A 19235-nucleotide genomic window follows, 5' to 3' on the forward strand; every position below is an offset into this window, starting at 1 on the left:
TGGTTCAGCCGGCCAGCGGCTGCGCTTGCAGTTGCGCCATCAGGCTGATGTTGTCTTCGATATGCCAATTGGCGGCGATACGACCGTTGTCGATCTGATAGATATCGGTTGCCCGGAAGTCTACACGCTGCCCCTGCCCTTTGAGAGCCTTGAACGTGCCAGTGAAATGCCCGCGAAAGTGCAGATGCACCACCACGCGATCACCGGCGACGATCATTTGCTCTATATCGCAGCTCAGATCCGGCACCGCCGTACGAAAGAACTTCGACGCCAGCAATGGTCCGGTCGGCCCCTGTACCCGGCCTTCGGGTGGAGTCTTGTCGACAAACTGCGGCGACAAGGCTGCGGTGGCCAGCGCCTCTTCGCCACTGTTCCAGAAACTGCCATAACGCCGTGCTGCCAGTTCCATGGCTGCAACCTGTGCCTTGGGCAAGCTCTGATCGACGATCAGAGTCTGCGGAGTGATCAAGGCAGATTCGGCAGAGGCAAACGGGCTGGCCAGCAATGCGGCCGACAGACCCAGGGCAGCGAAGCTGATACGACGGGCGAAGGTGAGGTGCGACATGGGGCGATCCTGATCATGTAAACGAACGAGCGCCTATCATCAGCATCGGGGAATTAACGATAAACCGGTTAAGAAACGATTAACCTTTAAACACTTTTTAAGAATCAAGACCGCGTAACGACCATCGCGAGCAGGCTCACTCCCACAAGGGATCTGCGTCGTACACCACTTTCATGTACGCCACCGCCCCTGTAGGAGTGAGCCTGCTCGCGATGCAGACAACTCGGTCTGAAGGGTTACTCCAAAGCAGCAGCCGGCCCGAAGAACTCGTAACGGCTTTGCTTCTCCGGCACACCCAGCGCCTTCAGATGCCGATTGATTGCGCCCATGAAGCCTTTCGGCCCAAGGAAGTACGCATCCACGTCACGCTGCTCAGGCAACCACTCACCGAGCAACTCCTGGCTCAGCATCCCAACCTTGTCCGCCGCCGGGCTCACGCCGTCATCTTCGGCATAGCAGTAGAAACGTTTAAGTTGCGGGTGACGCGCCGCCAGCCCATCAATCCAGTCTCGGAAGGCGTGGACGCTACCGTTGCGCGCGCAGTGGATAAAGTGCACCGGACGCTCGGTCTCCAGCGCGGCTTCGAGCATCGCCAGTGTCGGGGTAATGCCAACGCCGCCGCTGATCAGCACCAACGGCTTGTCGCTCGCGGTCAAGGTGAACTCACCCGACGGCGGGAACAACTGAATGCTCGCGCCAACATGCAACTGATCGTGCAAGTGATTGGACGCGCGACCACCCGGCTCGCGCTTGACGCTGATGCGGTACTGACCTTTGTTGGCCAGCGCCGACAGCGAATAGTTGCGGCGGATTTCTTCGCCATCAAGGATCAACTTCATGCCGATGTACTGACCCGGTTCGGCCGCCAGTATCGGGCCTTTGTCCGCAGGTTCGAAGTAGAACGAGATGATTTCCGCGCTTTCCTCGACCTTGGCCGCAACGATGAACTCACGCGCCCCGCGCCAGCCGCCGACGGCTTGTTCTTTCTGGTCATAGATGGCGGTTTCGGCGCCGATCAGAATGTCAGCCAGTTGCCCGTAAGCCGCGCCCCAGGCGCTCATCACTTCGGGCGTGGCGATCTCTTCACCGAGCACTTCAGAGATCGCACGCAGCAGGCACGCACCCACAATCGGGTAATGCTCGGGAAGGATTTGCAGGGCCACATGCTTGTTGATGATCTTCGCCACCAGATCGCCCAACTGATCAAGCTGATCAATGTGGCGGGCGTACATCAACACACCGTTGGCCAAAGCACGCGGCTGGTCGCCGCTGGACTGGTGCGCCTGATTGAACAATGGGCGCACCTCTGGGTATTCAGAGAGCATCATCCGGTAGAAGTGGGTGATCAGCGCCTCTCCGCCGCTTTCCAGCAGAGGCACGGTGGACTTGACGATGGCACGATCCTGGACGCTAAGCATAAGGTTGACTCCTGAGCTTTCTTTGAAAAGTTACCTTAGGCTTATCAGTTTCCGTGCCAACTTATTTATCCTTATAAATCAACAGTTTGAAATTTACGTAGTCATAAAGACTCAAAGCGACTTATAGTCATCCCGACTACATATTGTCTCTTTGACTACAAAACCATGACTGCCAAATCTCTACTGACTGCTCTGCTACCCCTGGTCTCCGATCTTTCTCGTGAACTGCCGGAGGGCGAGCGCTACAGACGCCTGCTCGAAGCCATGCGCGCGCTGCTGCCGTGCGATGCCGCCGCGTTGTTGCGTCTCGACGGTGAATCGCTGGTGCCACTGGCAGTCGATGGTTTGAGCACCGACACCCTCGGCCGGCGCTTCAAAGTCAGCGAGCATCCGCGTTTCGAGATTCTGCTGGCCGGTGCCGGGCCGACGCGTTTTGCTGCAGACAGCGACTTGCCCGACCCTTATGACGGCCTGGTCGATGGCCTCGACGAGCATCTCGAAGTCCACGATTGCCTTGGCTGCCCGCTGTTCGTCGATGAACAGCTCTGGGGTCTGATCACCCTCGACGCGCTCGATCCCGAGCGTTTCGAACCGATCGAACTCGACGCCTTGCAAGCCTTCGCCAGCCTTGCAGCGGCGACGGTCAACGCTGCCGAACGCATCGAGCGCCTGGCGACTCGCGCCGAAGACGAGCACCAGCGCGCCGAGGTTTATCGTCAGGCCAGCGGTCAGCAAAACCGCGAAATGATCGGCCAGAGCAAAGCGCTTAAACGCTTGGTGGAAGAAATAAACCTGGTCGGCGGCAGTGATCTGACCGTGTTGATCACCGGTGAAACCGGCGTCGGCAAAGAACTGGTGGCGCAGGCGATCCATGCCGCCTCGCCGCGTGCCGACAAACCGATCATCAGCCTCAACTGCGCCGCCCTCCCCGACACGCTGGTCGAAAGTGAACTGTTCGGCCACGTGCGCGGCGCCTTCACCGGCGCCACCAGCGACCGTCGTGGCAAGTTCGAACTGGCCAATGGCGGCACGTTGTTTCTCGACGAAGTCGGTGAGTTGTCGCTGACGGTGCAGGCCAAACTGTTACGCGTACTGCAAAGCGGGCAGTTGCAGCGATTGGGTTCGGACAAGGAACATCAGGTCGACGTGCGCCTGATCGCCGCGACCAACCGTGACCTGGCGGAAGAAGTCCGTAGCGGGCGTTACCGTGCCGACTTCTATCATCGCTTGAGTGTTTACCCTTTAAAGGTGCCAGCGTTGCGTGATCGCGGTCGCGATGTGTTGCTGCTTAGCGGTTTCTTTCTGGAACAGAACCGTTCGCGCATGGGCCTCAACAGCCTGCGCCTTAACAGCGATGCCCAGGAGGCACTGCTCGCCTACACTTGGCCGGGCAATGTGCGCGAGCTGGAACACTTGATCGGACGCAGTGCGTTGAAGGCTTTGGGCAATTGCAAGGTACGGCCGAAGATTCTCAGTTTGAGTGCGGCGGATCTGGATTTGCCGCGCGAGGTTGTGGATAACTCCGCCGAACCTGCTGCCGATGTTGTAGCGGCGGCGCCGCTGATCAAAGGCGATTTGCGCAGCGCCACCGAGGAATATCAGCGGCGCTTGATCAGTGCGGCGCTGGAGCGCAATCAGGACAACTGGGCGAGCGCGGCGCGTGAGTTGGGGCTGGATCGGGCAAACCTTGGGCGCATGGCCAAAAGACTAGGCATGAAATAACCACATCCTGTTGTTTGATTGAGTCTCTGTGGTGAGGGGATTTATCCCCGATAGACTGCGAAGCAGTCCCCTCTTTTGAAATAAGAAGCGGGGCCGCTGCACGCCCCATCGGGGATAAATCCCCTCACCACAGGTACATCCCTGTCCGCCCGACAACAGACCTAAAGCCCAACCTTTTGACGCCGATAACCCGGCATCAATAGTTTCTGGCGATTTACACCCTCGCCCACCACCTTTCCACAGAAGGTTTATATGTCCTCCACCAAAGCCCGCGCAGATTCACTTTCGCTTCTGCTGTTTACCTTGCGCAGCGGCAAGCTGATGGCGATCAACCTGCTGAAAGTCAGTGAAATCATTCCCTGCCCGCCGCTGACCAAACTGCCGGAGTCGCACCCGCACGTCAAAGGCATCGCCACCTTGCGCGGCGCGTCGTTGTCGGTGATCGACCTCAGCCGTGCCATCGGCGAGCGTCCGCTGGAAGACCCGAACGGCGGCTGCCTGATCGTCACCGATGTCAGCCGTTCGAAACAGGGTCTGCACGTGCAAGCGGTAAGCAAAATCGTCCACTGCCTGACCACCGACATCAAACCGCCGCCGTTCGGCTCTGGCGGCCCGCGTGCCTACATCACCGGCGTGACCTCGGTCGACGGCGTACTGGTGCAAGTGCTGGACATCGAAAAAGTCATCCACAGCATCGCCCCGGCGCAGATCGAAATGGCCCCGACCGACCTGTCCATGGAAGACGCCGACGTCCTCGGCAACGCGCGTATTCTGGTGGTCGACGACAGTCAGGTGGCATTGCAGCAATCGGTGCACACCCTGCGCAACCTCGGTCTGCAATGCCACACCGCACGCAGCGCCAAGGAAGCCATCGACTGCCTGCTCGACCTGCAAGGCACTGCGCAGCAGATCAACCTGATCGTCTCCGACATTGAAATGTCCGAGATGGACGGCTACGCCTTCACCCGCACCCTGCGCGAGACGCCGGACTTCGCCCATCTCTACGTGCTGCTGCACACCTCGCTCGACAGCGCGATGAACAGCGAAAAAGCCCGATTGGCCGGAGCGAACGGCGTGCTGACCAAGTTTTCTTCACCTGAGTTGACCCACTGTCTGATCGAAGCGGCCAAGCACGTCGCGGCGCACGGGCACTGAGTCTTGGCCGAAACGTATTGTTTTTTGATGCGGCGTGATCTGGCTAAGGACGCGCCGGAAGTGCTTTTGCCTGAAGGCATTGAACTGCGCACGTACTCCGTCGAATGGGCGCCGCTGGTGCATGACTTGATGCAGCTCGGCCACCGCGAAGGTGGCGGCCGGGTGCCGGCGCTGGACACTTGGCAGAAGCAATTCGAGACTGATCCTGAATATGATCCGACACTGTGCTTTATCGCCTACGATGCCGAAGGTGTCGTCGGTGTGGCGCAATGCTGGACCAGTTCATATATCAAGAATCTGGTGGTGCATACTCGGGCGCAGGGGCGCGGACTCGGGCGTGCGTTGCTGTTGCATGCCTTCGAGGCATTCAAACAGCGGCGCGAAGGCTTTGTAGATTTGAAAGTGCTGGAGGACAACCTGCGAGCGCAGCGATTGTATGAAAGTGCCGGGATGTATGTAGTCCGCCGTGAGCTCGTGCCGGACTGACAGGTCGCCATCGCGAGCAGGCTCACTCCTACAGGGGAACGCATTTCAAAATGTAGGAGTGAGCCTGCTCGCGATGAGGCCATCCCAGACACTTTCACCCTCAGGCATACTCCAACCTTGGCTACTACCCAAGGACGCCCACCATGAAAACTATCATCCTTAGTTTGCTCTACCTCACCGCCCTCGCTTCTCAAGCCCATGCTTCCAGCCCCGACGCCTGGGCGGCCTACGACAAAACAGTCCTCGCCAGTTGCACCAAGGCCAGCGGTTTGAAAAATGCCAAACCCGTCGGCACTCCCGCTCAATTCGATGACCGCGTTGGTTACACCGCTGTGTTGCTGCAGGGTCAATATCCGCAAAAACACATGAAAGGCCAGCAAGGCACCGAGCTGTGCCTGTTTAACAAACAGTCGAAAACCGCGTTCGTCACCGAGTGGGACTCGATCCGCCCGACCGCCAAAGCCCAGTGAATGGCGCATAACTTGCTTCGCCCCCGGCCTGTGCGGTGGTTTTTTGCCACCGTTTCACACCCTGATTGAAGACAGATCGCTCAATGAATACGACGTTTTCCTGCGTAGGCTGCGGCAAATGCTGCACCGATCACCATGTGCCCCTGACCTTGGCCGAGGCCCGTATGTGGGCGGCGGATGGTGGTCAGGTGATCGTCTTGGTCGAGGCCTTTCTCGGCAATGGCCTGGGTTTGCCTGAGCAGCAACGTGAACACGCCGAACGCCGTTCGGTGGTGGTGCGCAGCGGCATGACCGATGCCCATGTGGCCATCACTTTCGCGGCGTACAACGTCGGGCCCTGCCGGAATCTTGACGAAGACAAACTGTGCCGCATCTACGAACGCCGGCCGCTGGTTTGTCGCATTTACCCGGCGGAAATCAACCCGCACATCCCGCTCAACCCCCTCGCCAAGGATTGCCCGCCGGAGTCCTGGGAACAGGGGCCGCAGTTGATCGTGGGCGGCGAGTTGGTTGATCAGGAACTGCTGCAATTGATTCAGCGTTCGCGGCAGGCGGATCGTGATGACATTCAGGTCAAGGACGTCATTTGCGCGATGCTCGGGATTCGCACCACCGCGCTCAAGGGCGACGGGTTTACTGCGTATCTGCCGAACATGGCGGCGTTCGCCACGGTCATCGATCAGGTCACCGCGCAGCCGCTGGGCGAGGCGCACAGTGAATGGCTGTTTCATGTGTCCGGCGATGACATTGCCGGGCAAGTGCTGGCCGCGGGGGCGCAGGTGGTGACGGAGCCGGCGCAGACGTATGCGTTTATCTCGCTGCGCGCGGCCTGATCCAGATTCTTTAGCGTCCGCCCGGCCTCATCGCGAGCAGGCTCACTCCCACATTTGAAATGCATTCCCTTGTAGGAGTGAGCCTGCTCGCGATAGCGCAAGTGAGCACACCCTCAATCGCGAACCTGCCGCCGCCGCCAAAACTCCCGCGCCAACATGCGCAAATCCCCCGCCAGTCCCGCCACATCCTCGGAGTTGCGCTGACTCTGCCGTCCCTCATCCACCGTCACCTCGCACGCCGTGCGGATGCTGACGATATTGCGATTGATGTCCTCGCTCACCGCGCTTTGCTGCTCCACCGCCGCCGCGATCTGCAGACTCATCTCGGTGATCTGCTCGACCCGCGCACTGATCCCGTCCAGCGCCCGCGCCGCCCGTTGCGCCTGTTCGACGCTGTCATCGACATGCTCGCTGCTCTGCTGCATCACCTGCACCGCATCACGCGCGCCATTTTGCAGGGTGCTGATCATCCGCTGAATCTCGTTGGTCGATTGCTGCGTGCGTTGCGCCAGCCCGCGCACTTCATCGGCCACCACCGCAAAGCCGCGCCCGGCGTCACCCGCCCGCGCGGCTTCGATGGCCGCGTTGAGCGCCAGCAGATTGGTCTGCTCGGCAATGCTGCGAATCACCTCGAGCACTCCGGAAATCTCGCTGCTGTGGCCTTCGAGTTGATGGATCACCTCGGTGGCGCGCCCCAGCTCCTCCGCCAGGCGCAACACCGCGCTGCGACTTTCGCCGACCAGCAAATGCCCTTCACGGGTTTCCGTCCCGGCCATGTCCGCCGCCACCGAGGCTTGCTGCGCATGGCTGGCCACTTGCGCGACACTGGCAGCCATTTCATGAATCGCCGCCGCGACCAGATCGGTTTCCGCCTGCTGCGCCAATGAACTGCTATGGCTGCTTTGCAAATGATCGACCAGTTGCGCCGCATGCCCGGCCAACTGTTGCGACGCATCGCCAATGCGCCCCACCACCGCGCCAACCTGCGCCTCGAGCATCTGCAAAGCGAACTCGATCTGCCCGAATTCATCGCGCCGGCCGGTATAGATGCCTTGGCTCAACGGGTTATCGGCAATGTGCCGGGCACGCTCGGTCAACCGCTCCAGCGGCCGCAGCATCCAGTGCACAACCCCTGCACAAGTACCGCTGCCAATCACAAACGCCGCCGCGTCGATCCACATCGACTCGGGTCGCAACCAGGACTCGAGCGTCAACAGCCCACCGAGTAACACACTGGCCAGCGCGGTAATCTGCGCTCGCACACCAATATTCGGCAATCGCCAACGCGCCACCTGCGTCCCGCGCAACTGCGCATAGGCACGCTCCGCTGCCCTCACCTGGCGCTCATCCGGCCGCGTGCGCACCGACTGATACTCGACCGCCGCACCGTTCTGAGTGACCGGCGTGACGAACGCGCTGACCCAGTAATGATCACCGTTCTTGCAACGATTCTTCACCAGCCCCATCCACGAACGCCCACGTTTGAGCGTCTGCCACAGGTGCGCAAACGCCTGCGCCGGCATGTCCGGATGACGCAGCAAGTTGTGCGGCACACCAAGCAGTTCGTCGCGGGTATAACCGCTGATCCTGATGAAATCATCGTTGGCGTAGGTGATTGCGCTGGTCAGATCGGTGGTCGAAAGAATGTTCGCATCCAGCGCTACTTCGACGTTGCGACCGGTCACCGGGAGATTGATCTTCATGGATAGCGCGCTCGTTTTATTGGAAGAGTCGGCAGGGCTGCTGACTCTAAGCGCACCAATTGGTCAAATATTGATCTGGCTCAGCTTCTGGGCATTTAGCCATCAACCGCCCATAGACAGAGACAGGACGGTCGATGGATTGAGCTGCAATGGCTCAGCGTTGAGCCACCGCCAAGCACTCAAGCTCCACTTTGGCCCCCGGCACAACCAGTTGCCTGACCGCGAAGGTGGTGCGCGCAGGTAATCGGTCGGCTGGAAAATAACCGCGGTACACCTCGTTCATGCCTGCAAAGTCCTTTACGTCAGTCAGAATCACCGTGCATTTGGCGACCTGATACAGCGATGAACCGCTGCTCTGCAAAGCGCTACGCAGGTTCTCCATTACCTGAGTCATCTGCGGGCCGATGCCCCCTTTTGCCAGATCGCCTTTGTCATCCAGCCCCAGCACGCCGGACAAGTAGATCGTGTCCCCGACCTGTACCGAATCGGAGAACGGAAACCCGTCGGTATTGGCTTGATAGCGCAGCGGCTCGTTCACGACGGGTGGCAAATATTCTTCGGTAATCGCTTGATACACACCATTGCGCTTCAGACGTTCGAGGGCGGCGTTCAGGTCATCGCGCAGTTTGCTGTCGGTCTTGCGCACGGCCATGGCCACGCCGGTGCCCAGCATCGGGTCCTTGAGCGGCGGACCTGCGAATTCAAATGCCGCACCCCGGGAATGCCGTAGCAGCGCCTCGTTGATTTCGATGGAATCTTGCAAGGTGGCGTCTATCTCGCCGGTCAGCAGACTGGCGATCAATTGATCGTTGAACTGAAAACTGCGCACCGTCACTCCAGACGGCGCCCATCGTTCCTTCGCAAAAGCTTCACGACTGGTACCGGCCAGCACGCCGATGCGTTTGCCTTCGAGGGAACGGACATCCGGATGCAGATTGGCGCCTTTGCGCGCGACGAGCTGGTTGCTCAACGGATAGAGATTGTCGGTGAAGTCGATTCGCTCGCGGCGTGCCGCAGTGGCAGTCATCGGCATGATCACATCAAAACGATTGGCTTCAAGCGCCGCAATGTTGGTGGCGTAATCCTGGTCGACCCAGACGCAGCGTTTTTGCAACTCGGTGCATAACGCATTGCCCAGTTCGATGTTCAGCCCAACCAGCTCACCTTTATCGTTTCGGCTTTCAAAGGGCGGAACGAGAGGCTCAACACCGAAACGAATCGACGGTTCAACCACGGAGGACACGCAGCCGCTGGTCAGGGCTAACACTGACAAGGCATATATGATTTTTGCCAAGGGCATTGGGACGACCTTCATCAAAGAATTCACGAGAGGCGTGAATCTTCGACGAGAGGTCATCGGATTCCCAGAGGACGGATCGCTTATCCGTGTGGGAATAGTCTCTTTCTGACAGGAAAACTCAGCGCTTGCCCATCGAACGACGGGTGCCCGGCGGGGCCATGCCCGGGGTCTTGGTGTGGCCATTCTTGGCGCCGTTCTTGTACCACGGCTGGTTAGAGCCTTTGGCAGACGCCAACTCGCCCGGTTTGAACGGGAATTTGAAGGCCGGGATTTCGCTGTGGGTGTCGCTGGCATCGGCCAATTCTGCCGGGACAGCGCTTACAGCGTCGTCAACCGGCGGCAGGGTCGGGGAAGTCATAAAAGCTCCGGAAAGCAAAAAGTCGGGCCCGAACAGTGAGCCGCGAAGGCGCGCAGTATACCTGCACGCCTTGGCTCGGCACCTGAAGATTTGCACCGCACGCCGAACGGCTTACAAGTACGTGATGGTGACAATACCTTTGTCGGTCGAAGTCTTGAGTGGTACGTAAGTCATGTTCATCGGCAGCGTTTCATGGCTGCAGGCGTTGCGATAGGTACCGATGTCCAGTTTCAGGCCGGGCTTGAGTTCGACCTGGCGGGATTCGCTGGAACTCAATGCACCGACTCGCCCGACTTCACAGCCGGAATCGACGATCTGCCCGGTAAACCGGATCTCGCCGGATTGACTGCCAGGCGCGGCGAAGGATGTGAGAGGAAGCAAGAGAAGCACGTACGGCAGAGCGGTTTTCAGCTTCATTTCAAGACACTCCCGGGGTGAGCGGCCCAGAGAGAACCCGGGCTACACAATGTTTATCCGCGAGCAGGGACGGATCTTGAGAAGCGTAGTTGGCAAATGGGTCCCGAATTGGGACTGATCGGTCCCTTTTGAGGACCGTTATACCGCCATCGCGAGCAAGCTCGCTCCTACATTTGAAATGCATTCCCACTGTAGGAGCGAGCCTGCTCGCGATGAACGATGACGCGGCGTTCCTGCCTGATCAGGACTGAGGATCAACCCGATCCAAAACACGGTTTACCGCCAGTTCGGCGAGCATCACGATCTGCTGGATGGCCAATGCCGTACTGCGTTGCGGACGGCTGAGCTGATCAGCGAAATCGCCAGCCATCACGTGGGCCGAGGCCAGGGACTCGCAGGCGTGAGCGAGGAGGCTTTCTGTGTCGATGTTCGGGTGGACGAGGAACATCGTGCTGGGTAGGCGCGGTTTTATGGGATCGGGGCTGAGGTAGAAATCGAGGGCGCGTTTTATGGCTTCGCGGTTTTTTAACTGGTCGTCGGCGCGGAGAGCGTCTTCGAGGGGGGTTGTTGTTTCTAGCGGGGGATCGGGTACGGGCTTAGTCATGGAAACACTCTCTTATCAAATGATTTGAAGCCATCACTTGTCGTTTCTCACGCGACGAGAGGTGGCAGCTATGTGCGGAGTGAGAAACCGGTAAGAGAGCAACCCGGCCGAACCGAGGTTCGCCCGCACACAGCCGCCATAACGTATTGCCGGCAGCAGATGAGCTGGCGGCGATTATGGTCGTACTCGTGTTTGATTAAAACATCTCAACGGGTTCTCACACCCGATCGCCGAGTATTCGGCGACAACCCAAGCCTAGAGAGCGCACGTCCGACGGACAACCTGAAAACCTTGTGGGAAGGTTCTGGTTATTTGACTCATATTTAAACAGCACAAGGTAATCGGCTGACTGGACAGACCTCTTCGCGAGCAGGCTCGCTCCTACAATGGGATCGTATGCCGTCTGCCAGAGATTGGTCGGCTGTCAGGCCGCCATCGCTGGCAAGCCAGCTCCCACAAGGGTTGAGTTCATCTGGCAGAGACAGGTCGGCTGTCAGGCCGCCATCGCTGGCAAGCCAGCTCCCACAGGGGTTGAGTTCATCTGGCAGAGACAGGTCGGCTGTCAGGCCGCCTTCGCTGGCAAGCCAGCTCCCACATGGGTTGAGTTCATCTGGCAGAGACAGGTCGGCTGTCAGGCCGCCTTCGCGAGCAGGCTCGCTCCCACAGTTTGGACCGAGTACATCTGCCAGAGATTGGTCGGCTGTCAGGCCGCCATCGCTGGCAAGCCAGCTCCCACAGGGGTTGAGTTCATCTGACAGAGACAGGTCGGCTGTCAGGCCGCCATCGCGAGCAAGCTCTGCTCCTACAATGGGATAGCATGCAGTTTGCAAGACCTTGGTCGGCTGTCAGGCCGCCATCGCTGGCAAGCCAGCTCACACAGGGAAGATAAGTACAACCCGCACGCGGCGTATGCCGCCCCACTCAACAGGATGAGCGTTAGCTCGGGTGCAGCTTTTGATCTTGATCCACGGGCGACGTCGGAAGGCTGAGTGGAGGGATTGATCCGGGCGTGGGAGCGCAGCGACCGTTTGGCGCAGCCAAACACAGCGAGAGGAGGTGCAGCGCAGCAAACCGTAGGCGCTGCGCCCGGATCGATCCCGCAGCGAAGGAACCCCGAGCCCCAGCGAGCGGGCCGCACGTAGGAGCAAGCGTTTTTTGCTTACTTTTTTAGGCGCTTGTAAAAAAGTGAGTCGCCGTAAGGGCGAAACCCTAAGCCGCCATTACCGCAGCAACGGATATGCACCCACACGAAACTGACAGCGCTGACAGCCAGCCGTCACCCTCCTGACCCCCAAACAAGTTTATAACTACCCAACCTGCCCAAACTCCAAACCCTGGCGCCCCAACCGCATGCAAATCCAAAAGAACAAAGCCCTGCTAGCCACCCTGCTGATCGCCATCGCAGCCACAGGCCTATGGTTTGCACTCAAACCCGCCCCGACCAAACTCGCCACCCCCACCGCAATCCCCGTGCGAGTCATAGCGGTCAGCGAAAAAGACGTCCCCCGCTACACCAGCGGCATCGGCTCGGTACTCTCATTACACAGCGTCGTAGTGCGCCCCCAAATAGACGGCATCCTCACCAAAATCCTCGTCAAAGAAGGCCAACTCGTCAAAGCAGGCGACCTGCTGGCCACCATCGACGACCGCTCGATCCGCGCCAGCCTTGACCAGACCCGCGCCCAACTCGGCGAAAGCCAGGCCCAACTGCAAGTCGCCCTGGTCAACCTCAAACGCTACAAACTGCTCACCGTCGACGACGGCATCTCGAAACAGACCTACGACCAGCAACAAGCCCTGGTCAACCAACTGAAAGCCACCGCCCAAGGCAACCAGGCTTCAATCGATGCGGCGCAGGTACAACTTTCCTACACGCAGATCCGCTCCCCGGTCACCGGCCGCGTCGGTATTCGTACCGTCGACGAAGGCAACTTCCTGCGCATGACCGACACCGCAGGCCTGTTCACCGTCACCCAGATCGACCCGATCGCGGTGGAGTTTTCCCTTCCCCAGCAAATGCTGCCAACCCTGCAAGGCCTGATCAACGATCCCGAGCACGCCCAGGTCAAGGCCTACATCGGCGCCGACACCGATGGCGAAACCGGCAACCTGCTCGGCGAAGGTCATCTGACCCTTATCGACAACCAGATCAACGCCAACACCGGCACCATCCGCGCCAAGGCCGAATTCGACAACGCCAGCCAGAAGCTCTGGCCCGGTCTGCTGGTCACGGTAAAAATTCAGACAGCCCTCGATAAAGATGCGCTGGTGGTGCCGCCCACCGTCGTACAACGCGGCCTCGACCAACACTTCGTCTACCGAGTGAATGGCGACAAAGTCGAAGCCGTACAGGTGCAGATGGTTTATCAGGGCAGCGGTCAGGACATCATCAAAGGCGTGAAGGCTGGCGACGTGCTGGTGACCGATGGCCAGTCGCGGCTCAAACCCGGTTCGACCGTGCAAGTCATGACGGAGCCGCCGCAAGTGGTGCAAGCGGAGCCGAAACCATGAAGGAACACAAAGGCGTTTCGACGTGGTGTATCGATCACCCGGTGGCGACGATTCTGCTGACCATCGCGCTCGTACTGGTCGGCGTGATTGCCTTCCCACGCTTGCCGATTGCCCCACTGCCTGAAGCGGAATTTCCTACGATTCAAGTCTCCGCGCAGTTGCCCGGTGCCAGCCCCGACACTATGGCGTCGTCGGTGGCCACACCGTTGGAGGTGCAATTCAGCGCCATTCCCGGCATGACCCAGATGACCTCGAGCAGTGCCTTGGGCTCAAGCCTGCTGACCCTGCAATTCACCCTCGACAAAAGCATCGACACCGCCGCCCAGGAAGTCCAGGCAGCGATCAACACCGCCGCCGGCAAACTGCCGAAAGACATGCCGACGCTGCCGACCTGGAAGAAGGTCAACCCGGCCGATAGCCCGGTGCTGATCCTCAGCGTCAGCTCGACGCAAATGCCCGGCACCGAACTCAGCGATCTGGTGGAAACACTGCTCTCGCGTCAGATCAGTCAGATCGACGGTGTAGGCCAAATCAACATCACCGGTCAGCAACGTCCGGCGATTCGCGTACAAGCCTCGGCGGACAAATTGGCCGCCATTGGCCTGACCTTGGCCGACATTCGTCTGGCGATCCAGCAGACCAGCCTCAACTTGGCCAAGGGTGCGCTATACGGCGAGTCGAGCATTTCCACGCTGTCGACCAACGACCAGTTGTTCCACCCCGAGGACTACAGCCAACTCATCGTTTCCTACAAGGACGGCGCCCCGGTTCACCTGCGCGACGTCGCCAAAGTCGTCAACGGTTCGGAAGATGCCTACGTACAAGCCTGGGCCGGCGATCAACCCGGGGTGAACCTGGTGATCTCGCGCCAGCCCGGCGCCAACATTGTCGAAACCGTTGACCGCATTCAGGCCGCCCTGCCCGGCCTCGAAGCCATGTTGCCGGCCTCGGTGCAGGTAAAAACCCTGATCGACCGCACCCAGACCATCCGCGCCTCGCTGCATGAAGTGGAAATCACGCTGCTGATCGCGATCATGCTGGTTGTCGCAGTGATGGCGCTGTTCCTGCGCCAGTTGTCGGCGACGCTAATTGTTTCGGCGGTACTCGGCGTGTCGTTGATCGCCAGTTTCGCTTTGATGTACATCCTCGGATTCAGCCTGAACAACCTGACATTGGTGGCGATCGTCGTCGCGGTGGGCTTCGTGGTCGACGATGCGATTGTGGTGGTGGAGAACATCCACCGGCATCTGGAAGCCGGCGACGATATGCGCGAAGCTGCGATCAAAGGCGCGGGCGAGATCGGTTTTACCGTGGTCTCGATCAGTTTCTCGCTGGTGGCCGCGTTTATTCCGCTGCTGTTTATGGGGGGTGTGGTCGGGCGCTTGTTCAAGGAATTTGCTCTGACCGCGACCTCGACCATTCTGATTTCCGTGGTGGTTTCGCTGACGCTGGCGCCGACACTCGCCGCGTTGTTCATGCGCAAACCGGTGCATCACGCCCACGACAAACCAGGGTTCAGCGAACGCCTGCTCGGCTGGTACGAAAAAGGCCTGCGCCGCGCCCTCGCCCATCAAAAATTGATGCTCGGGGTATTCGGCCTGTCGCTTGGTTTGGCCATCGCGGGTTACATCTTTATCCCCAAGGGCTTCTTCCCGGTGCAGGACACCGGTTTCGTCCTCGGCACCACCGAAGCTGCTGCGGATATTTCTTACGGCGACATGGTGAAAAAACACTTGGCCATGGCCGAAATCGTCGCGGCCGATCCGGCCGTGCAGGCGTTTTCCCACTCGGTGGGTGTCTCCGGCAGCAACCAGACCATCGCCAACGGCCGCTTCTGGATTGCCCTGAAAAAACGCGGCGACCGTGATGTCAGCGCCAGCCAGTTCATCGACCGCATTCGTCCGCAACTGATGAAAGTCCCCGGCATCGTCCTCTACCTGCGCGCCGGCCAGGACATCAACCTCAGCTCCGGCCCAAGCCGTGCGCAGTACCAATACGTACTCAAGAGCAACGACGGTGCGACCCTCGCGACGTGGACGCAGCGCCTCACGGAAAAACTGCGCAGCAACCCGGCGTTCCGCGACATCTCCAACGACTTGCAGTTGGGCGGCAGCATCACCCACATCAGCATCGACCGCAGTGCGGCGGCGCGTTTCGGCCTGACCGCGAGCGATGTCGACGAGGCGTTGTACGACGCGTTCGGCCAACGGCAGATCAACGAGTTCCAGACGCAGGTCAACCAGTACAACGTGATTCTGGAGCTGGACACCAAACAGCGCGGCAAGGCCGAAAGCCTCAACTATTTCTACCTGCGTTCGCCGCTGAGTGGCGAGATGGTGCCGCTGTCGGCACTGGCCAAATTTGATGCACCGACCATCGGCCCACTGTCGATCGCCCACGACGGCATGTTCCCGGCCGCCAACCTGTCGTTCAACCTCGCGCCCGGCGTGGCGTTGGGTGATGCGGTGATTCTGCTCAATCAGGCCAAGGCCGAGATCGGCATGCCGACCGCGATCAGCGGCAATTTCCAGGGCGCGGCGCAGGCGTTTCAGAGTTCGCTGGCCAGTCAACCATGGCTGATTCTCGCGGCTCTGGTGGCGGTGTACATCATTCTCGGCGTGCTTTATGAAAGCTTCGTACACCCGCTGACGATCATTTCGACGCTGCCGGCGGCGGGTCTGGGCGCGGTGATCATGCTGTGGATCTGCGGCCAGGACTTTTCGATCATGGCGTTGATCGGGTTGGTGTTGCTGATCGGCATCGTCAAGAAAAACGGCATTCTGATGATCGACTTCGCATTGGAGGCTCAGCGCCACCGTGGGATGTCACCGCAGGATGCGATTTTCGAGGCGTGTATCACTCGGTTCCGGCCGATCATCATGACCACCCTCGCCGCCCTGCTCGGCGCGTTGCCGCTGATGCTCGGTTACGGCACCGGCGCCGAACTGCGCCAACCGCTGGGGATCGCGGTGGTCGGCGGCTTGCTGGTCAGCCAGATGCTGACGCTGTTTACCACGCCGGTCATATACTTGTGGCTTGAGCGGCTGTTTCACCGGCCTAAAGCTTTGCCTTCTGCGGCACTGGCGACTACAGACTGAGGCGGTCATGCGCGTTCTGATTATCGAAGACGAGGAAAAAACCGCGGATTATCTGCACCGCGGTCTGACGGAACAGGGTTACACCGTGGATCTGGCCCGCGACGGCGTCGAGGGTCTGCATCTGGCGCTGGAAAGCGACTACGCGGTGATCGTCCTTGACGTCATGTTGCCGGGCCTCGATGGCTTCGGCGTGCTGCGCGCGCTGCGTGCGCGCAAGCAGACCCCGGTGATCATGCTCACCGCCCGTGAGCGCGTCGAAGATCGCATCAAAGGCTTGCGCGACGGTGCCGATGATTACCTCGGCAAGCCGTTTTCTTTCCTCGAACTGGTCGCGCGCCTGCAAGCGCTGACCCGGCGCAGTGGCGGCCATGAACCGGTGCAAGTGAGCATCGCCGACCTGTGGATAGATTTGATCAGCCGCAAGGCGACCCGCGCCGGGACACGGCTGGACCTGACCGCCAAAGAGTTCTCGCTGCTCAGTGTATTGGCGCGGCGTCAGGGTGAAATTCTGTCGAAAACTGCCATTGCCGAAATGGTCTGGGACATCAATTTCGACAGCGACGCCAACGTCGTCGAAGTCGCGATCAAACGCCTGCGCGCGAAGCTTGACGGGCCGTTCGACGAGAAACTGCTGCACACCATCCGCGGCATGGGCTATGTGCTGGAGAGCCGTGGTGTCCAGTAATTCGATTGCCTTGCGCCTGAGCGGGATGTTTACGCTGGTGGCTCTGCTGGTGTTTCTGTTGATCGGTGGCGCGCTGTATCAACAGGTCGACAAAGGACTGGGCCTGTTACCGGAAGCCGAATTGGACGCGCGTTACAGCGTGCTCGAATCCGCCCTTAATCGCTTCGGTACGCCGGAGCATTGGGTGAAGATCAACGCCAAGCTGAAGCTGCTCGGCGAAGAGGACAAGCGCATTCGTTTCTGGGTAGTCAGCGGCGATCCAGGTTACGAATACGGTCAGCCGGATGCGGCGATTCGCGCTTTTGCCCAAGGCCCGCTGGGCATGCGCGACATGCAGCTGGCCGAACATCCCTATCCGCTGAAAGTGCTGCTGACTGAACTGCCGGCAAAAGATCAGCGTCCGCCGCTGCGCTTCATGATCGGCATTGATACCGAGACGTTTCACGAGACCCAGCACAACCTGTTGATCGCGCTGATCGGGCTGGCGATTGTCGGTGTGCTGATGGCTTCGGCGCTGGGGTATTGGGTCGCTCGGATCGGCCTCAAGCCGCTGATCAAACTGTCCCATGAAGCTCAAAGACTCGCACCTCCGCTAAGAGCTGGACGCTTGCGTCTGTCGCCGCTGCCACCGGAGCTTGAGCAGTTTGTCGACTCATTCAACTCGACGCTGGAGCGGGTCGAACAGGCCTACTCGCGATTGGAATCGTTCAACGCCGATGTCGCTCACGAGTTGCGCTCGCCGCTGACCAATCTGATTGGCCAGACCCAAGTGGCACTGACGCGCGGACGCTCGGCCGAACACTACTTTGAAGTGCTGCAATCCAATCTTGAAGAACTGGAACGGTTGCGCTCAATCATCAACGACATGCTGTTTCTGGCCAGTGCCGATCAGGGCAACAAGGCGACCAAGCTCACCTCGACGTCGATGGCCGCTGAGGTGGCAACGACGTTGGAGTATCTGGATTTCATACTCGAAGACGCGCAGGTTCAGGTGCGGGTCAGCGGCGATGCGCTGGTGCAGATCGAGGTCGCGCATTTGCGCCGGGCGCTGATTAATTTGCTCAGCAACGCAGTGCAGCACACCGCGCCGGGACAAGTGATCGAAGTACGAATTGAGGTCGAAGAACATCAAGTGAGTATTGGTGTAGCCAACCCCGGTTCACCTATTGCCGGCGAGCATCTGCCGCGATTGTTCGAGCGATTTTATCGGGTGGATGCGTCACGCAGTAACAGTGGCAACAACCATGGCCTGGGGCTGGCGATCGTCAAGGCGATTGCGCTGATGCATGGTGGCGATGTGTTTGTGAGGAGTGATCGCGGGATGAATACGTTCGGGATTTATTTGCCTGTTTAACTGTTGCATATCCACCCTGTGGCGAGGGGATTTATCCCCGATGGGCTGCGAAGCAGTCCTGAATTCTATGTGCAGGTTGTGTCAGAAAGATCGCGATCGCAGGTTTTGGGGCTGCTTCGCAGCCCAACGGGGATAAATCCCCTCGCCACAGATAAATCCTCTCACCACAAGTTTTCCCAGCCTCCGGGAATGCGTTTACCAACAGGTGATCTTTGCTTTTGCTGTAACAGTCATTTATGAAAATCACGCTGTTTCCCAACGCCCGGCAACCTTATCTTTGCCCGCACCAAACAGCACTCGCCAAGCGAGAAGGTTTTCAGAATGTCCAACAGTATGGGTATTGCCAGCGCTTTCGTTTTGTCCTCATTGATCCTGTCGCCGATGGCGATGGCTGAAGAATCCCACGCGTTCGTTGCGCAGAACAGCGCACGCGCCCAGGCGTTCGACCAGCACCAGGCTGAAATGATGGCCAAGGCCAAAGACGCGACGCAGGCGCCTCAGGCTGCCGCAACCCAGGCTCAAGCGTCCGAGAAAGACAGCTGAGTCGCGCACCGCT

16 protein-coding genes and 2 pseudogenes are annotated in these 19235 nt (G+C 59.5%); 10 read left to right on the forward strand and 8 right to left on the reverse strand.

Going from position 1 to position 19235, the window contains the following annotated elements:
• Positions 1-4: 4 nt before the first annotated feature.
• Both JFT91_RS00140 and hmpA read right to left on the reverse strand, forming a co-directional pair.
• Positions 5-565, reverse strand: coding sequence for an ester cyclase (locus tag JFT91_RS00140; RefSeq protein ID WP_201231273.1), 561 nt, complete (start codon positions 563-565; stop codon positions 5-7).
• 236 nt (positions 566-801) lie between these two features.
• On the reverse strand, positions 802-1983 hold the full coding sequence (hmpA, locus tag JFT91_RS00145; protein WP_201231274.1) for an NO-inducible flavohemoprotein: 1182 nt from the start codon (positions 1981-1983) through the stop codon (positions 802-804).
• Positions 1984-2148: 165 nt separating this feature from the next.
• Between hmpA and norR the strand changes: the two genes are divergently transcribed.
• From norR to JFT91_RS00170, 5 genes are all read left to right on the forward strand, one after another.
• Positions 2149-3705 (forward strand): nitric oxide reductase transcriptional regulator NorR, encoded by a 1557-nt coding sequence (gene norR, locus JFT91_RS00150; RefSeq protein ID WP_201231275.1) that lies wholly within the window; start codon positions 2149-2151, stop codon positions 3703-3705.
• 252 nt (positions 3706-3957) lie between these two features.
• Positions 3958-4860 carry a chemotaxis protein CheV gene (locus JFT91_RS00155; RefSeq protein ID WP_201228423.1) on the forward strand — a complete coding sequence of 301 codons (903 nt, stop codon included), beginning with the start codon at positions 3958-3960 and terminating at the stop codon, positions 4858-4860.
• A 27-nt stretch (positions 4861-4887) separates the two neighbouring features.
• Positions 4888-5346, forward strand: coding sequence for a GNAT family N-acetyltransferase (locus JFT91_RS00160; protein ID WP_201231276.1), 459 nt, complete (start codon positions 4888-4890; stop codon positions 5344-5346).
• Positions 5347-5489: 143 nt separating this feature from the next.
• A complete protein-coding gene (locus tag JFT91_RS00165; RefSeq protein WP_201231277.1) occupies positions 5490-5816 on the forward strand; it encodes a hypothetical protein in 327 nt (108 codons plus the stop codon).
• 83 nt (positions 5817-5899) lie between these two features.
• Entirely contained in the window at positions 5900-6649 is a 750-nt protein-coding gene (locus tag JFT91_RS00170) for a YkgJ family cysteine cluster protein (protein WP_201228426.1), read from the forward strand.
• 113 nt (positions 6650-6762) lie between these two features.
• On the opposite strand, the pseudogene JFT91_RS30050 reads toward JFT91_RS00170, so the two are convergent.
• The 6 genes and pseudogenes from JFT91_RS30050 to JFT91_RS00195 form a co-directional block, all read right to left on the reverse strand.
• Positions 6763-7770: pseudogene (locus JFT91_RS30050) on the reverse strand (methyl-accepting chemotaxis protein); the annotation flags it as partial.
• 300 nt (positions 7771-8070) lie between these two features.
• Positions 8071-8352, reverse strand: a pseudogene (locus JFT91_RS30055) (PAS domain-containing protein); the annotation flags it as partial.
• A gap of 154 nt (positions 8353-8506) precedes the next feature.
• Positions 8507-9652 carry a transporter substrate-binding domain-containing protein gene (locus JFT91_RS00180; protein ID WP_201231279.1) on the reverse strand — a complete coding sequence of 382 codons (1146 nt, stop codon included), beginning with the start codon at positions 9650-9652 and terminating at the stop codon, positions 8507-8509.
• A gap of 118 nt (positions 9653-9770) precedes the next feature.
• Positions 9771-10010, reverse strand: a complete 240-nt coding sequence (locus JFT91_RS00185) for a hypothetical protein (protein ID WP_201206527.1) — start codon at positions 10008-10010, stop codon at positions 9771-9773.
• Positions 10011-10121: 111 nt separating this feature from the next.
• On the reverse strand, positions 10122-10427 hold the full coding sequence (locus JFT91_RS00190) for a type 1 fimbrial protein (RefSeq protein ID WP_201231280.1): 306 nt from the start codon (positions 10425-10427) through the stop codon (positions 10122-10124).
• 241 nt (positions 10428-10668) lie between these two features.
• Positions 10669-11031, reverse strand: a complete 363-nt coding sequence (locus tag JFT91_RS00195; RefSeq protein WP_201231281.1) for a DUF6124 family protein — start codon at positions 11029-11031, stop codon at positions 10669-10671.
• 1350 nt (positions 11032-12381) lie between these two features.
• Here JFT91_RS00195 and JFT91_RS00200 point away from each other — a divergent pair.
• From JFT91_RS00200 to JFT91_RS00220, 5 genes are all read left to right on the forward strand, one after another.
• On the forward strand, positions 12382-13542 hold the full coding sequence (locus JFT91_RS00200) for an efflux RND transporter periplasmic adaptor subunit (protein WP_201231282.1): 1161 nt from the start codon (positions 12382-12384) through the stop codon (positions 13540-13542).
• Positions 13539-16640 carry a multidrug efflux RND transporter permease subunit gene (locus JFT91_RS00205; protein WP_201231283.1) on the forward strand — a complete coding sequence of 1034 codons (3102 nt, stop codon included), beginning with the start codon at positions 13539-13541 and terminating at the stop codon, positions 16638-16640. The genes JFT91_RS00200 and JFT91_RS00205 overlap by 4 nt, the downstream gene beginning before the upstream one ends.
• A gap of 7 nt (positions 16641-16647) precedes the next feature.
• Positions 16648-17325, forward strand: a complete 678-nt coding sequence (locus tag JFT91_RS00210) for a heavy metal response regulator transcription factor (protein WP_007916978.1) — start codon at positions 16648-16650, stop codon at positions 17323-17325.
• The gene (locus tag JFT91_RS00215) at positions 17315-18679 is read left to right on the forward strand and encodes a heavy metal sensor histidine kinase (protein ID WP_201231284.1); all 1365 of its coding nucleotides are present in this window, start codon (positions 17315-17317) and stop codon (positions 18677-18679) included. The genes JFT91_RS00210 and JFT91_RS00215 overlap by 11 nt, the downstream gene beginning before the upstream one ends.
• Positions 18680-19000: 321 nt before the next feature.
• Complete coding sequence (locus tag JFT91_RS00220; RefSeq protein WP_201228433.1) at positions 19001-19222, forward strand: hypothetical protein; 222 nt, start codon at positions 19001-19003, stop codon at positions 19220-19222.
• Positions 19223-19235 lie beyond the last annotated feature (13 nt).

This window comes from Pseudomonas sp. TH08 (genome assembly GCF_016651275.1).
Taxonomy (GTDB): Bacteria; Pseudomonadota; Gammaproteobacteria; order Pseudomonadales; family Pseudomonadaceae; genus Aquipseudomonas.